General features: G+C 55.8%; 12 protein-coding genes. 8 read left to right on the top strand and 4 right to left on the bottom strand.

All coding sequences use genetic code 11. The features are described from left to right. Positions 1 to 5: 5 nt before the first annotated feature. The 3 genes from Q0562_RS07995 to Q0562_RS07985 all read right to left on the bottom strand — a co-directional run bounded on the left by Q0562_RS07995 (position 6) and on the right by Q0562_RS07985 (position 4,117). Positions 6 to 1,391: a hypothetical protein gene (locus Q0562_RS07995; protein WP_298643304.1), complete on the bottom strand. Its 1,386-nt coding sequence runs from the start codon at positions 1,389 to 1,391 to the stop codon at positions 6 to 8. 111 nt (positions 1,392 to 1,502) lie between these two features. Continuing rightward, positions 1,503 to 3,056 carry a mucoidy inhibitor MuiA family protein gene (locus Q0562_RS07990; protein WP_298643302.1) on the bottom strand — a complete coding sequence of 518 codons (1,554 nt, stop codon included), beginning with the start codon at positions 3,054 to 3,056 and terminating at the stop codon, positions 1,503 to 1,505. A 119-nt stretch (positions 3,057 to 3,175) separates the two neighbouring features. Further along, the gene (locus Q0562_RS07985) at positions 3,176 to 4,117 is read right to left on the bottom strand and encodes a D-2-hydroxyacid dehydrogenase (protein WP_298643300.1); all 942 of its coding nucleotides are present in this window, start codon (positions 4,115 to 4,117) and stop codon (positions 3,176 to 3,178) included. A gap of 164 nt (positions 4,118 to 4,281) precedes the next feature. Between Q0562_RS07985 and Q0562_RS07980 the strand changes: the two genes are divergently transcribed. The 8 genes from Q0562_RS07980 (at position 4,282) to Q0562_RS07945 (ending at position 13,218) form a co-directional block, all read left to right on the top strand. Then, positions 4,282 to 4,872 carry a hypothetical protein gene (locus Q0562_RS07980; protein WP_298643299.1) on the top strand — a complete coding sequence of 197 codons (591 nt, stop codon included), beginning with the start codon at positions 4,282 to 4,284 and terminating at the stop codon, positions 4,870 to 4,872. A 245-nt stretch (positions 4,873 to 5,117) separates the two neighbouring features. Next, on the top strand, positions 5,118 to 6,632 hold the full coding sequence (locus tag Q0562_RS07975; protein ID WP_298643297.1) for a polyamine aminopropyltransferase: 1,515 nt from the start codon (positions 5,118 to 5,120) through the stop codon (positions 6,630 to 6,632). A 69-nt stretch (positions 6,633 to 6,701) separates the two neighbouring features. After that, positions 6,702 to 7,685 (top strand): WYL domain-containing protein, encoded by a 984-nt coding sequence (locus Q0562_RS07970; RefSeq protein ID WP_298643296.1) that lies wholly within the window; start codon positions 6,702 to 6,704, stop codon positions 7,683 to 7,685. Positions 7,686 to 7,827: 142 nt separating this feature from the next. After that, complete coding sequence (locus Q0562_RS07965; protein ID WP_298643294.1) at positions 7,828 to 10,299, top strand: dynamin family protein; 2,472 nt, start codon at positions 7,828 to 7,830, stop codon at positions 10,297 to 10,299. Further along, positions 10,289 to 11,206, top strand: a complete 918-nt coding sequence (locus tag Q0562_RS07960) for a diguanylate cyclase regulator RdcB family protein (RefSeq protein WP_298643292.1) — start codon at positions 10,289 to 10,291, stop codon at positions 11,204 to 11,206. Before Q0562_RS07965 ends, Q0562_RS07960 begins: the two co-directional genes overlap by 11 nt. Next, positions 11,203 to 12,321 (top strand): patatin-like phospholipase family protein, encoded by a 1,119-nt coding sequence (locus Q0562_RS07955; protein WP_298643290.1) that lies wholly within the window; start codon positions 11,203 to 11,205, stop codon positions 12,319 to 12,321. The genes Q0562_RS07960 and Q0562_RS07955 overlap by 4 nt, the downstream gene beginning before the upstream one ends. After that, a complete protein-coding gene (locus Q0562_RS07950; RefSeq protein WP_298643288.1) occupies positions 12,314 to 12,970 on the top strand; it encodes a HEPN domain-containing protein in 657 nt (218 codons plus the stop codon). Before Q0562_RS07955 ends, Q0562_RS07950 begins: the two co-directional genes overlap by 8 nt. Positions 12,971 to 12,972: 2 nt before the next feature. After that, a complete protein-coding gene (locus tag Q0562_RS07945) occupies positions 12,973 to 13,218 on the top strand; it encodes a hypothetical protein (protein ID WP_298643286.1) in 246 nt (81 codons plus the stop codon). A gap of 338 nt (positions 13,219 to 13,556) precedes the next feature. Here Q0562_RS07945 and lpxB read toward each other — a convergent pair whose 3' ends face one another. After that, entirely contained in the window at positions 13,557 to 14,702 is a 1,146-nt protein-coding gene (gene lpxB, locus Q0562_RS07940; RefSeq protein WP_298643285.1) for a lipid-A-disaccharide synthase, read from the bottom strand. Positions 14,703 to 14,763: the final 61 nt, after the last annotated feature.

The raw sequence follows: 14,763 nt of genomic DNA, 5'->3' as shown, positions 1-14,763 counted from the left end.
AGACCCTAGGGCACTATCCATTCGCCATCCGCGCTGTAAATCACCAGCTCGCTCTCTTGCAGGCCGTAGCTTTCTTTCCGGCGGCGGGTTTCCATGCGGCTGATGCCGGCCAGCCATTCTTGCGGCCGGGCGGCGGCCTGTTTGAGGGCTGGGTTGCTGCGCCACCAGTCTTTATAGGTTTCCACCGGCAGCATATCGCGGCGGCGGATGAGCACGGCGCTCAACTCAACGCTGTCGTCGTAGGCTTGGTATGCGGGGGCGTTGAGCCAGAGGATGTACGTTGCGTTGCACAGAATGCGGCTTTCGGCCACCGGGCTGCGGTATTTGTCGGAATAGATTTTGCCGCCAATTTGCAGCGGTGCGTGCAGTTTGAACGGAGCACTGTATGGCTCGATGGGGCAGGCTTCAGTGAAGGTTTGCGCGGGGTTTACGTCAAACCAGGCGGTGATTTCGGTGTATAGGGGGGTCTGCCACAAGCGCTGGATGATGATGCCGTAATCGGGGTACTGCCCGAATTCCACGCGTTTCACCGGCGCCTGCCACACGGTTTGACCGTCTGCTTGCCGGATAAACTGGATTTGTTCACCCTGCTCGCCTGCTTCGGCGGGGCGGTAGCCGTAGCGGTAATCGGCGGGCGCGGCAGCGGGGGCGATGGAGAGGATGCCGTCTTCGTGGAAGTATTCCTGTATCAAATAGCCCCGGTAGATGAAGCGCTTGGGCGGGCGGTATTCTCTGAGGTTGCCGGAAATGAAGGCCAGATGGTTGTCTGCGGAGATTTCCAGCCCGCCCAGCCATTCGGCGGTGCCGTTATCGGGTGCGGGCAGGGAGGATGGTGGCTCGATATAGGGCAGGGATGAGGGCCACATAAAGGCGAACACGGTGCCGGCGGGGAAATATTGCTCGCGCTGCTGGGCGTTGGCGGCATGGTATTGCCAGCGACCAAAAGCGAACAGCGCGAGGGCAATGGCGGCGGATGCTGTCGCCCATTTTTTGCAGGCGTGGCGCAGGGCTGCGGGGGTGTTTTCCGTGCTTGCCGCCAGGCGCATCAGCCACAGCGCGGCAAACCACAGCAGTGCGCCCCAGCCGATGGCGGCAAATTCAAAGCCATCCCGCATGAGTGGTGCGAGCAGGCTGAATGCGGCAAGGCACATGCAAAACCGGGAAGCGGTGACCGGTTCTTTGCCGCGCAGCAGTTGCACTGCCGCCCACCAGTAAAACAGGTTGGCGTAAGCACCCAGCACGGGCAGTATCCCCTCTGCAAGCGCCAGCCAGCCGAAAGTGATGCTTATCCCCATCAACGCCAAGCCGATCTGCCCGCCCAGCGCAGGCAGCAGTAGGGAAAGGGCATAGAGGGCGAGCGAGCAGAGAATCATGTGACGTTTGTTTGGCATGGTGTGCTCCGCTTGATGATTGAAAGATGGCAAATCATGGGGCAAAGAAACGCTATAAGCGGGGCCTTTACGGACGGGGTTTGCCGCCGGGCGCCGGCCGGGAAAACCGCCTCACTCAATGCCGATGAGTTTTTTCCCTTCGGGGTAGTGGATGTCATAGCCGTTTTCCACGCGCAGGCTGTCGCCGTGCGCGAGGTTTTTTTCCCAAAGGACGATGCCTTTGACGTTATCGACGTTTTCGGCGTCCGGTTTGGGCGCGAATTTGGCTTCGACGCGGACGTCGGGCTGGGTCGCGAGCGGCAGGCGGGCGTAGAGGCGGACGTTGCGCGCGGTTTTGCCGTGGTTGCTCAGGGTCACGGTCTGGCGGCGTTCGAGTCGGTCGCGCAGGATGAGGCCGTTGCCGACGTGGCCGGGCGGCACGCTGTACGCGACGTCGATATGCGGATCTTCGCCGAAACTCATGATTTGCCGGCTGTTGGCGTTCATCGGGCGGTCAAGGCGCTGGTTGCCGATGCGGTTGCCGTCGCGGAAGAAGCTGGCGTTGCCGGGGTAGAAGCCGTGGCCGTCCGGCTGCTGCCATTCGGCGATCAGGAGCGCCTTGCTCGCAATCCAGGCGTAGGCGGCGCTGTACAGTTTGGCGTGGCTGCGGTTTTGCCAGTAGGTGAGCTGGTAGCGGTCGCGCGAGCTGGCGAGATTGTGCTTGCCGGGGATGTTGACGGCGAAATCGACGCCGGAGATGGAAACGTCCGCCGTTTTGTCGTTTTGGCCGGCTTTTGTGGCGGCAGTGGCGGAAACGGTGCCTTTGAGCAGGGCGGTATTGGCGGAAAATGGCGCGTTCTCGCCGACGAGGGCGGTGATGGTGCGGTCGGCAATGGCGACGGTGGCGCTTTGCAGGGCGGGCTGTTCGCGGTAATCCGGCGGGGCAAAGGAGAGGGCGATGTTGCTGTTCTGCCAGTCCAGCCCGCTTTGCTGCACAACCTGGGCGTAGGCGCGGATGTCGAGGGTGCCGGTGTCGCTGTTCAGGCTGAATTCGCTGTATGGCTGCCAGTAGGCGCGCTTGGTGTGTTCGCGCAGGGTGAGGGTAACTTCGCCGCTGTGGTCGCTGTATATGTCGAAGATTCCCGCATACTGGCGGCTGTCGCGGCCTTTGTTCTGCCAGGCGAGCTGTTCTTGCAGCTTTTTCAGTTCGTCCTGCTGTTCGCGCTCGGTTTTCAGCAGTTTTTCGCGCACGCGCGCCAGCGCATCAAGCTGGCGCTGGACGTTGTCAACGGTGCTGTTCTGATTTTGCAGGCGCTGGATGAGGGCACGGCTCATGTCGCGGTTGTCTTCGATGGTCTGGCGGGTGATGGTCAGCGCCTGTTCGGCGGCATCGGCCTGTTGCAGCAACGGGTCGCTGGTGTCCGGGGCGGGCAGCGGGCGCATGCCCTGTCCGGTGAGGCGCGCGCCTTCAATGCTGAGGGAGACGTCGGCGATGTTGTCGCTGAGTAGCGGCGAGACGATGAGGCGGTGTGTGCCGTGTTTGACGGTTGCCCGCGCTTCGCGGACGAGTTCGGCTTCATTGCTGTACAGACGCGCGGTAACGACCGGCGCGTCCAGTTCGTAATCTTCGGTGTGCGCAACGCTTATCGCAGCAGCCGCCAGCCAAGCGGCTATCCATAGGCGCATTAGGAGTTCTCCTCTGTAAAACGCGCGCCATGATAGCAGAGAAGGTTTCTATTTTTTCATTTGCCGGCAATATTTCCGCGCTCGGAATGCAGCGCCGCGCATGGTGGCAAAGAACGGTTTCAAACGCCGCCGATGAAGGCGCTCACCTGCGTCATGAGGATGCGCCACAATTCCTGCTGCGCGCCGACGCTGGCCCAGGCGTTGTGCGGGGTGTAGATGACGCGCGGATGTTCGCGCAGACTGAGCAGCGGGTCGTCGGCAGGCGGCGGTTCTTCGGCGAAGACGTCGCTGGCGTAGCCGAGGATTTTGCCGCTGTTCAGGGCTTCCGCGACGGCGGCGGCATCGGCGACGGGGCCGCGCGCCATGTTGAGGATGAGCGGGGTGCGCGCGCAGAGGGCGAGGGTTTCGGCATTGAGCAGATGATGGGAGGCGTCGTTGAGCGGGCAATGCAGGGTGATGATGTCGGCGGCGGCGAAAACTTCATCGAACGGTGTGTATTCGGGCGAGCGCGGCGCGGCGTGGCGGCGTTCCGCCCAGAGGACGTGCATGCCGAAAACGCGCGCGATTTCCGTCACCCGTTTGCCGATATTGCCGACGCCGACGATGCCCAGCGTTTTGCCGCGAAGGTCAAGGATGGGCAGCTCGTTCAGGCAGAAGCGGCCGTCGCGCCGCCACTCGCCGCTGACGACCGCCTGATGGTAAGGCAGGAGGCCGCGCATCGCCGCCAGCATCATGGCGAAGGTGTGTTCGGGTACGGTAGTGGTCGAGTAACCGGCGACGTTGAAGAGCTTGACGCCGTGTTCCTCGCAGGCGGCGGCATCGACGTTGTTGACGCCGGTCGCGGTAATCTGGATGAGGCGCAAATCGGGCAGTTGCGCGAGGATGTCGCGCGTCATCAAGACCTTGTTGGTGATGGCGATTTGCGCGCCTTGCAGACGGGCGACGACGGTCGCGGTGTCGTTCGCGGTGGCATCGAACACCTGCCAGTCGGTCACGCCTTCCGGGGCAGGCAGTTCGATGGATGGCGAGAAGGTGTTGCGGTCAAGGAAAACGGCTTTCATGAGGGCTCCTGTTTGGGTTGGGGAATTGCGCCGCACTTTCCGCAGCAGTATGCGCAAAAGCGTGACTAATGCTGGGGAAACATGTGGACGCGTGATTATCTTAACGCCTGCGCCGCCGCGACGAAACGCCGCTGCCGATACTTGGCTCGCGTAGCTACTTCGTCATGGTGCCCGACCCCATCCGCCGATGGCGGCAAAAACCCCGCCGACCGGCTGAAAATGATGCCGGGCGAAATGGCGGCAACATCGGCGACATCATCCTGCGCGGTACGGTTGAAAATCACGGCAATATGGTGAACGCAACCTGCCGCATGCACATCGAAGGCAAGCCGCTGATCGTCAACAACGCCGCCTTTCCCGCTAGCTGCGGGCAAAACCGCCTCATCCAGGCCTATGCCGAAGAAGCCCTTGACCTCTTCCGCCGCGACGAACAAGACACCATGCACCTCATCGCCGCCGCGCGACAAGAACGCGGTACAAGCGGCACGACCGCCGCCGATGAGACAAAAGCCGAGTCAGGCGAAACCCAAGCTGCCACCACGAAGACCCGGGGCTTCCCCTGGGTTACCGCCGCGAACCAGGGCGTCAAGGCGGGCGGCATTGAGGCCGTCCTCTACCACGGCGAAAACCAATACCGGGGCGGCCTCGACCGCTTCGCCTTCACCCACAAAAACTACCCCCTGCTCAAAGATGACCGGATGTACGACGACATCCGGGGAAAGCATCAACATGGGCGGCACGCCCTGCCTCCTTAAAGAAGACTGGGCCGCCGGGCGGGATATGCAACCTCTTCCGCCCACACCAAGCCCTTGCCCGGTAGGAAGGGCTTGTTCTTTGGCGATTTTTGGGATGGTGAAAACCCGTGAGCCCGGTGTTTGCCCCGCCTGGCAGTTTTCCGGCTGATTGGCTCGTTATGGTCAAGCGGTGTAAATACCGGGCCCGCCAGCGGCATCAATACGGAGGCACAAAGCCCCGCCGTATAAACCTCTATAATCGCCGGATGAAATCCCACCGCACCCTCATCATCTCTGTCTTCATCGTCGCCAGTTGCGGCCTCGCCTACGAACTCATCATGGCGGCGCTCGCCAGTTATCTGCTTGGCGACAGCATCCTGCAATTCTCCAGCATCATCGGCCTGTACCTCTTCGCGATGGGCATCGGCGCACACCTCACCCGCTACATCAAAGACGAAGACGCGCTTGCCCGCTTCATCGAAATCGAGCTGCTGGTTGGCATCGTCGGCGGCCTCTCCGCGCTCCTCCTCTTCGTCGCTTTTGGTCTTGCCGCCGCGCCGTTCCGCAGCCTGCTGTACGCCTTTGTACTGATTACCGGCATCATCGTCGGCATGGAAATCCCGCTGGTGATGCGCGTCCTGCACCGCGAGCAGGCCGCCTTTGCCGACCTCGTCGCGCGTGTGCTCACCTTCGACTACCTCGGCGCACTCGCCGTCTCCCTGCTCTTTCCGCTCGTCCTCGCGCCGCGCCTCGGCATGGCGCGCTCGGCGCTGCTCTTTGGTCTTCTGAACGCCGCCGTCGCCCTGCTCACCGCGCGTATTTTCCGCGCGCAACTGCCGCGTTATGCCGCCTTGCGCCGCCGCGCTCTGCTCGTCCTCGCCGCGCTTGCCGCCGCCTTCGTCTATGCTGACCGCATCACCTTCCACGCCGAGCAGAGCTACTTCGGCGACCCTATCGTGTACGAGCGGCACACGCCCTACCAGCGCCTCGTCATCACCCGCTGGAAGGACGACACCCGCCTTTATCTCAATGGCAACCTGCAATTCTCCTCGCGCGACGAAGCGCGCTACCACGAAGCGCTGGTGCTGCCCGCGATGCAGATGGCGGCGCGCGCCGAACGCGTCCTCATCCTCGGCGGCGGCGACGGCCTTGCCGCGCGTGAAGTGCTGAAATACCCGCAGGTACAAAGCCTGACCCTGGTTGACCTCGACGCCGAAATGACCCGCACCTTCGCCACCTCGGCGACGCTCACCGCGCTGAACGGCGGCGCGCTCACGCACCCGAAAACGCGCGTCATCAACGCCGATGCCGCGCAATGGCTGGAAGAAAGTAGCGAGCAGTTTGACGTCATCCTCATCGACCTGCCCGACCCGTCCAACTTCTCGCTGGGCAAACTCTACTCCGTGCCGATGTACCGCCAGGTGGCGCGGCACCTCACAGACGGCGGCCTCATCGTCGTGCAATCCACCTCGCCCTATTTCGCACCGCATGCCTACTGGTCGGTGGTTGCCACCCTGGAAGCGGCGGGGCTCGCCACCGCGCCATACCACGTCTATGTACCGTCCTTCGGCGAATGGGGCTTCGTGCTGGCGGGGCGGCAAGCGGCATTCCCCGTGCCGGAACGCTTCGACGTGCCGACGCGCTACCTGACGGCGGCGACGGCGGCGGAAATGTTCCGCTTCCCGCCGGACATGGCGCGCCGCGATGTCGAGCCGAACTACCTCAACACGCAAATCCTCGTCCACTACTTCGAAAAAGACTGGCGCAACGTGCAGCGCTGACGCCGCGCACCGCCCGAGCGGAGCCGCCGCCCCTATAATGCCTGTCCCGCACAACCACCGGACCGCCCCATGCCGCAAGAAGACGCCATCAGCACCGCCCTGCTCTACCTGCACATCCTGCGCAGCATCCCCAAGCGGCGCAAAACCAGCGTGCAGGAAATCCACGCCCGCCTGCAAGACCTCGGCTACGACCGCAGCGAGCGCAGCGTGCAACGCACCATGAACACCCTCTGCGCACACTTCGACATCGAACGCGACACCCAGAACAAACCCTACGGCTACCGCTGGAAAGACGAAGCACGCGGCCTCGACATCCCGGCGATGAGCGAAGCCGAATCCCTGCTGCTGCTCCTCGCCGACCGCCAACTGCAAAGACTGCTGCCCGCCAACATCTACCACGCCCTCGCCCCCTTCTTCGCCCAGGCCCGGCGCACCCTCGACACACACGCCGCCGCCACACCCGGACAACAATGGCTGGACAAAGTCGCCGTCGTCCCCACCGCGCAGCCGCTCCTGCCCGCGCCGATAGACGATGCCGTCTTCACCGCCGTCAGCAGCGCGCTCTATCAGAACCGCTGGCTGGAAGTCGATTACCAAAACCAGAAAGCGCAACGCAAAACCGCACGCGTCATGCCGCTCGCCCTCGTCCAGCAAGGCCCCGCGACCTACCTCGTCGTCCGCTTCGACGGCTACCACGACACGCGCCACCTCGCCCTGCACCGCATCCTCGCCGCCAAAATCTCCACCATGACCTTCACCCGCCCCGCCGATTTCCGCCTGCAACAACACCTGGACGATGCCGCCTTCGGCTTCGGACGCGGCAGAAAAATCCGCCTCACCTTCAACATCAGCCACAGCGCGGGCTACCACCTCACCGAAACCCCGCTCGCCGCCGACCAGCAAATCCTCGCCGCCGACGCCGAGCACTACCGCATCCGCGGCACCGTGGTGGACAGCGCCATGCTGGACTGGTGGCTGGCCAAATTCGGGGACGAAATATGGGATGTGGAGAAAATGCCCGTGGATGCCGCGCTTGGCAGGGAAAATGCTTGAAACAGGCGGCGGAGGCACAAAAAGCACGCGGCAGATTACAAGCGACTCAACCTGACGCTGACCTCGGTTATCATGCTTGATAACGAAGTGGACAAACCGCCCACTTATACACTTTAACCCTTGACACAATAGGAGACCCAAAATGGGTCAAAAAAGCCAACTGACCTTAAAAGAATTGCAAGGCTACCGCGATGATTTGGTTAATGTTCTGGAAGAACAGCATGAATTACTAGATAAAATTGCTGATTATCTAAAAGAACGCAATAAAATTAACCAACCGAAAAACACAGAAAGCGTTTCAAAAGAGTCTGTGAAAAGCGAATCGGGACTTTCACCGGAACGCATATTAGAAGATCAAACTATTTTCCAAGGTGAAATCCAGAAACTGAAAAACTTTGACGTGGTGCTTGCCGTCGTTGGCACCATGAAAGCCGGAAAATCGACCACCATCAATGCCATCGTCGGGCGCGAAATCATGCCGAATCGCAACCGCCCGATGACGACCCTGCCTACCCTTATCCGCCATACGTCTGGGAAAACAGAGCCCGAACTCAAGTTCAACCCTGATGCCATAAATACCTTTATCGGAGAAATCCGTAATATTCTGTTACAAAATCACGATGAAACGCTTAAAGAGCATCCCGAGTTGAAAGAAAATAAAAACCTCTTGCCATTGATAGAAGATATCAGGCAGCACATGGAATTTTCAGATACCTATCATGGTGAAGATAAAATCTTTGATTGCCTTAAACGCCTGAATGACCTGGCGCGCCTCGCTAAAGTCCTTAATGAATCCTTGGAAACCAATCTAACATTCCCCTATGCGGCCTATCGTGAATTCGATACTCTGCCCGTTATTGAAGTGGAGTTTTCCTATCTGCAAAATGCCCAAGATAAAGGGGGCCATCTGGCATTGCTCGATACCCCGGGGCCGAATGAAGCGCAACAACCGGAACTTGCCGGAATCTTGACGGAACAACTGAAACGCTGCTCTGCTGTATTACTCGTACTGGATTACGGCCAGTTAAATTCTAAATCTGAACAGAATATCCGTGAACAGATACAATCATTAGGTGGAATAGATAAGAGCCAACTATTTGTTTTGGTAAATAAATTTGATGGAAAAGATTCGAATTCTGATGATAAAGAAACAACTATAAAATTTGTCTTTAATAACTTGTTAGAAGAAAGAATAGAAAAAGATAATATCTTTACAGTATCTGCCAAGGAAGCTTTTCTTGCACATCGTATTATGAATGAAATAAAAATTACAGGTCATAAACCAGCTCTTAATACAGGTTGGGTACATGATTTTGCTGATATCGCCTATGGTAGGCGCTATGCAAATTTATGGGATAGCAAGAGTTCCGAAGAAATCCAAGACGATGCACAAGATATCTTGGCAGCAAGTGGCATGATGCAGCTGATTACTAATGCTATTGATAAAAACAACCAGCAATCCCCACTGTTGGCAATCACTTCAACCTTGCAGAAAATAAAAGAATTATTTGCCCAATACAACGATGTTGCCGAGATTTCAAAAATCACACAGGCAACAGAAGCAGAAATTGAACATCTTAATAAAGAAATACAGGAAGCCATTCATAGTACCCAAGCAATAAAAGACATTGAGAAGAAAATTAAGTCTAAAATAAATACTATAATTGAAGAAGAATCCTTAGTAATAAAAACCAGAACCGATGAATTACAGAAGACTGCACAGCAGCAAATAAGTGACTTGATGAATGGTAGAATTACAGACTACTTGAAAGAAGAAGAGGAAAAGCTTAAAGAGGAATTAAAACATACCAGGGTCTTCTTGTGGAATCTCAATGCTAAAAAGAAAAAAGAACTGGAAGAGTTAAAAAGAATCCTGAATAACGGTGGTAGGGATGAGCTGAACTTCAGCTCGTCGCAACAAAAAGACAGCTTTACCAAGGCGATGACGACCATTCTGCAAGATTTAGCAAAATCTGTGAACGGTGATGCCCGCGACCTTGTCAGCAAAGGCTATGAAACAATCGCCTCCTATTTGGAAGTAGCATCCAGCGACTGCCAGGAAGAGGTTAACACCATCAGGAAAAATTTCTCGGGAAAAGGTCTGGATTTAATTATTGCCATCCCGCCAGCCATCAATTATAAAGAAATCAATACGGATGCTGTTTATTATGAACGGACAGCAAAAACCTATACAAAAAAAGAAAGAAGGGAAAGTAAAGGATGGTATTACGCACCTCTCCGCTGGATTACCTTTGGTAACTATGGTTATGATGAAATTGAAGTAACCCATTACTGCGATTCGAAAGGTAGCATTACTCAGCATATCTATCATTATCTTGAGCATAATGTTTTTGGAAAAATAAGGAATAACATTGAAAGTAGCTTGACAGATTATAGTAAGAATTACATTGATCGGTATATTTCCAAAGTAAGAGATACTGTGTCAGAAATAGTGAAAGAGATTGAGGAAACCATAAAAGTCTCTCAAGTCAATAAAACCGAAATGGAAGCACTTCATAGACAGGTTGAGGATTTAATCAGACAGCATGAGCAAATTAAACCACGTGCACAGCAACTCTTTAACGTTTTTGGAATTTCTTACAATGCCAAATGATGATACTTCATTTCAGCAGCTTGTTGCAGACTGCATTCCCTTCCTTACTGATAAACAGATTACTGATACTATCAATGGTCTATCTGTTGCAAAAGAGCTGAATACCGCGCAGAGAAAACGGCATGACCTTTTTTCCAGAATCAGAGATGGATTATCAGGTGTATCCCGCAAGCGGCAGGATGATATCAATAGCAATTTCATCGCAAGCCTGGAAGGTGTTAGTGCCTGGTTGAGCGAAATCAGCCAGGATATCGGTCATCATGTCATGGTGCTGCATCAGCTCGATCAGGGATTGAAAAAGGCATATAGCAATATCGCTTTACTCACCAGAGAAACCATTGCTATCCGGGATAATCTCGACAGCCTTGCCAATAATGTGTCCTGCTTGACAAAAGAACTGGTGGATCTGAAATTATCCGTCATGGCAGAAAGACAAATGGATGAGATGATAAGCCGATGGGAAGCGGGTACTCTGGATCATTTAAGCCCTATGGGGAAATGCTATGCTGTTCTGGATGCACTTTATTGGGGAAATTTCAATGTTCATATGCAAAAAGGCAATAAGGCAGAAACTGCCTCTTTATTGGAGACTTTGAAGAATAAAATAACGACTCGCTTACGTCGTGATTTGCAACTCTTTGATAATAATAAAGACCTGCACCGTGATGACTGGCTGGCATTGCCTGATAAACAGCAAGCGCAAGAATTATTACCCTATCTGCAATATCAGGGCGATTGGACCTGGCACAACCCGCGCAGTTTTCCCGTGAATTTCGTCGCGACCCAATGGGCGCTATTGGATGAAAAAGAGCGCGAGGAGAATCGCCGCGCTACCCGCCATATGATGAGCATTGGGATGGTTAGCGAGCAGATGACACATGAAATGTTCAAGGAGCGTGCCGCATGATAAAAACGGGACTAGTACTCGCCGGTGGTGGCGCGAAAGGCGCTTATCAAGCGGGTGTAATGCGAGCACTGTTGGCAAAGGGCATTCAGGTGGATGCCATCGCCGGTGCAAGCATCGGCGCATTAAATGGGGCGGTGCTGGCATCGGCGCCCGACCTTCGAACCGGTGCCGAGCGCTTGACCACTCTGTGGAGCCAAATTTCACACCTAAAGCCCCTGCGTGTCGCCACAAGTAAAGATAGCATCGCTGTGCGTGCAGCCGTGTACATAGCTGTACTTGTTTCCGCCGGATTGAAGATGGGCAAGGTACCCGCTGCAATGGCTACAGCCTTGTCTGACTGGCGTATCCCAGCGGCAAAACTCGCGCGCAAAGCGGGAATGAACCAGCTTGCAGAGTTCCTGCAAACGGCTGATTCGGCTCTTTTGGAAGATAAGCCATTACTGGAAATGATGGAGAAATTTCTGGATCTTGCACATCTACAACATTCCATTCCTTTATATGTTTCTGTATTCAGGCAAGAAAATTATCTCAAAGAGTTGCTTGCTCTCGCTCAGGCTGGCGTTTTCGGAAGTGAAAATAGAGCATCTGAGTTTAAGCATATCCAGTCATTGTCGGAAGATGAGCAGAAAAATGCCCTATTGGCATCGGCTGCTATACCGTTTTTATTCAAATCCCGCTATGACATGGAAGGGAACCGCTATACCGATGGCGGTCAGGGTGGCTATATACGTGAACAGGGCAATATCCCCATCACGCCGCTAATAGAAAATGCTGGTTGCACACATATCATTGCCTGCCATCTGAATCAGGGAACGCTGTTCCATCGTGGCGATTTCCCGCAAGCCACCATAATCGAAATCCGGCCAAGTGCTGATTTGGATATGGGATTCTCGGCTATGTTCAATTTCTCGGAAGAAAAAATAAAAGTTTTACAGCAACGTGGTTATCAAGATGCCATGCAGCAAGTGGGACAAGTATCTTCTACATTAGCGCTGCTGCACCAGAAACGGCAGGCGAACCAACAATTAGCAGAAAGCCTAATTGACAGAAAAGCAGAACAGGAAATGGATAATGCCATATCCCTTCTCTTAAACAGGAGAGATCATCATGAATAGCCAGGAATTACAGCAAACATTTATAAAAAATAAGGAGCAATATTCAGAAGCGCTGCGCCTGCGTATTTATCGCAGCATTAGCTGGCTGAAAAAAGCGGAAGCAAGTGAAGCAGATGACGATATTCGCTTCATCACCCTATGGATAGCCTTCAATGCCGCTTATGCCAAAGAAATGGAGGCGGGAATGCAATTATCAGACCGCACGGCTTTTCGTCAATTTTTGCACACAGTTTGTCGCCTGGATAAAGAGCAGCGTATTTATCGGCTAGTGTGGGAAACCTTTTCCGGCAGCATTCGTTTGCTGTTGGAGAATCGCTATGTCTTTCAGCCGTTTTGGAACTTTCATAACGGAAAAATCAGTGAAAGCGTCTGGGAAGAGGATTTTGCCCGTGCCAAGCAAAAAGCCAAAACAGCGCTTGCCAATAAAGACACGAATGGCGTTTTGCTGATCGTTTTTGATCGCCTCTATACCTTGCGTAATCAGATCCTGCACGGCGGTGCGACGTATAACAGTTCGGCCAACCGTAAGCAGTTACGCGACGGTTGCGCTATCTTGCAGCAATGTGTACCGCTTATTCTTGCCGTCATGCTGGACAATCCCGATGAAGATTGGGGCAAGCCATTTTATCCCTATGTAAAGGAGGAATAATCATGCATCCACTTCCTTTTTCCTATATGCGTAACTTGCAATGCGAAGACTGCGATTTGGCAGATGATATGTTTGAGACCGGTAATGCTTTTGCTGTTTCTTTCACCCTATTTTATGAAGGTTGTCCCAAGTGTAGTGATAAGTTGGATGTGAAAGTTATCAATCTCCCTATCACTGGTTTAAATCGAACAATACTGGACAACTGCAGGCAAAGGTTGATGAATATTCCTATCGCTGTATCGACATAAGAACTCGGTGAACAAGTTGCTTTCCAAAAAAGAAGTATTTCACGATGGCCATTCCTACCCCCCGATATTTACACTGCGAGCAATGCGGTTGGCGGAATAAAACCCACATGATGGGCGACGTTCTTTATCCACCCGGCACCTGCCCCAAATGTGGCCATGCGCTGAAATGGGAGATGGATAGCGGCCACTGCTCACTTTTGGGCAATTTCTGCCCGCCCGGCACGGATTCCACCATCATAAAATTGTTGCGAAAATTGTCCGGCAATTAGGGCCTGTTGCCATCACTGCCAGACGATGATGGCATCAGGCCCCGGATAACCATCATGACACCTATGCCCTCAGGCAGGCAGCCCAAACTGCCGCACAATCGCCTCCGCCGCGTGCGCCGACACATCCGGCGGCAGTTGCGCGGCGACGGCCGCCAGTGCCGCGCGTTGCCGCGCCGCCGCTTCGCCATTTGCCAGCAGCGGCGTCAGTTCGGCGGCGAGGCGGGCGGGGTTGCAGTCTTCCTGGATGCATTCCGGCACGATGTCCGCGCCCGCAAGCAGGTTGGGCAGGGAAAAACGGTTGATTTTCAGCAGCCGCAACGCCCGCGCCAGCGCTGCCGAGACAGGATGGACGCGGTAGGCGACTACCATTGGCCGGTTCAGGAGCGCCGCTTCCAGGGTAATCGTGCCGCTGGCCAGCAGCAGGGCATCGCTCGCCGCCATCAGCGTGGCGCTGTCTGCATCGCAGCGGCGCACATCGGGCAGGGTGGCGAGCAGCGCGGCGCCGGCTTTGTCCGGCGGCTGGCGCAGCGACAGCACCGCCTGCAAGGTGGGCTCCGCCGCTTTTAACCGTTGCCAGGTCTGTAAAAATACCGGCAGCAGGCGACGCACCTCGCCCCGGCGCGAGCCGGGGAAGAGGCCGAGGATATGCCCCTGCGGCGGCAGACCCAGCGCCGCGCGCGCCCCGGCAGCGGGCATCATCTGCAAACGGTCGCGCAGCGGGTGGCCGACGCACACCGCCGCCACGCCGTACTTATCGTACACCGCCGTTTCAAAGGGAAACAGGCACAGCATCAGGTCGATGCAGCGGCGGATTTTGTGAATGCGCTTCTCCTTCCACGCCCACAGCGACGGGCTGACGTAATGCACGGTGCGCACCCCGCGTGCGTGCAGGGCGCGGGCGATGCGCAGATTGAAATCGGGGGCGTCGATGCCGATGAACACATCCGGCGGGTCGTCCGCCCAGTGCGCGAGCAGCGCGCGCTCGGCGGCGAGAATGTCGGGCAGATGGCGCAACACCTCGACCAGCCCCATCACCGACAGGCGCTCCATATCAATGAGCGAATGCAGGCCCGCCGCCTGCATGGCGGGGCCGCCGACGCCGCTAAAACGCGCATGAGGCAGGCGTTCGCGCAGCGCTTGCAAGAGCGGTGCACCAAGCAGATCACCGGAGGCCTCGCCGGCGAGCAGGGCAATGTGAAGAGAAGGCGTGGTCATAGGAAAATCTCAAAGAAAGGACGATGCCCGCCATTATCGGCGAAAACGGCATCCGGCGACG

This window comes from uncultured Cardiobacterium sp. (assembly GCF_938028825.1).
GTDB lineage: Bacteria > Pseudomonadota > Gammaproteobacteria > Cardiobacteriales > Cardiobacteriaceae > Cardiobacterium.
The sequence above is the reverse complement of the archived record's forward strand: the minus strand, read 5'-3'. Positions and strand labels throughout refer to the sequence as shown.

Bases quoted from the DNA above. Each gene is read 5' to 3' on its own strand.
- Q0562_RS07970 (WP_298643296.1), top strand. From the start codon at position 6,702: ATGCCGCAAGAAGACGCCATCAGCACCGCCCTGCTCTACCTGCACATC.
- Q0562_RS07995 (WP_298643304.1), bottom strand. From the start codon at position 1,391: ATGCCAAACAAACGTCACATGATTCTCTGCTCGCTCGCCCTCTATGCC.
- Q0562_RS07960 (WP_298643292.1), top strand. From the start codon at position 10,289: ATGCCAAATGATGATACTTCATTTCAGCAGCTTGTTGCAGACTGCATT.
- Q0562_RS07965 (WP_298643294.1), top strand. From the start codon at position 7,828: ATGGGTCAAAAAAGCCAACTGACCTTAAAAGAATTGCAAGGCTACCGC.
- Q0562_RS07975 (WP_298643297.1), top strand. From the start codon at position 5,118: ATGAAATCCCACCGCACCCTCATCATCTCTGTCTTCATCGTCGCCAGT.
- Q0562_RS07945 (WP_298643286.1), top strand. From the start codon at position 12,973: ATGCATCCACTTCCTTTTTCCTATATGCGTAACTTGCAATGCGAAGAC.
- Q0562_RS07985 (WP_298643300.1), bottom strand. From the start codon at position 4,117: ATGAAAGCCGTTTTCCTTGACCGCAACACCTTCTCGCCATCCATCGAA.
- Q0562_RS07950 (WP_298643288.1), top strand. From the start codon at position 12,314: ATGAATAGCCAGGAATTACAGCAAACATTTATAAAAAATAAGGAGCAA.
- Q0562_RS07955 (WP_298643290.1), top strand. From the start codon at position 11,203: ATGATAAAAACGGGACTAGTACTCGCCGGTGGTGGCGCGAAAGGCGCT.
- lpxB (WP_298643285.1), bottom strand. From the start codon at position 14,702: ATGACCACGCCTTCTCTTCACATTGCCCTGCTCGCCGGCGAGGCCTCC.
- Q0562_RS07980 (WP_298643299.1), top strand. From the start codon at position 4,282: ATGGTGCCCGACCCCATCCGCCGATGGCGGCAAAAACCCCGCCGACCG.
- Q0562_RS07990 (WP_298643302.1), bottom strand. From the start codon at position 3,056: ATGCGCCTATGGATAGCCGCTTGGCTGGCGGCTGCTGCGATAAGCGTT.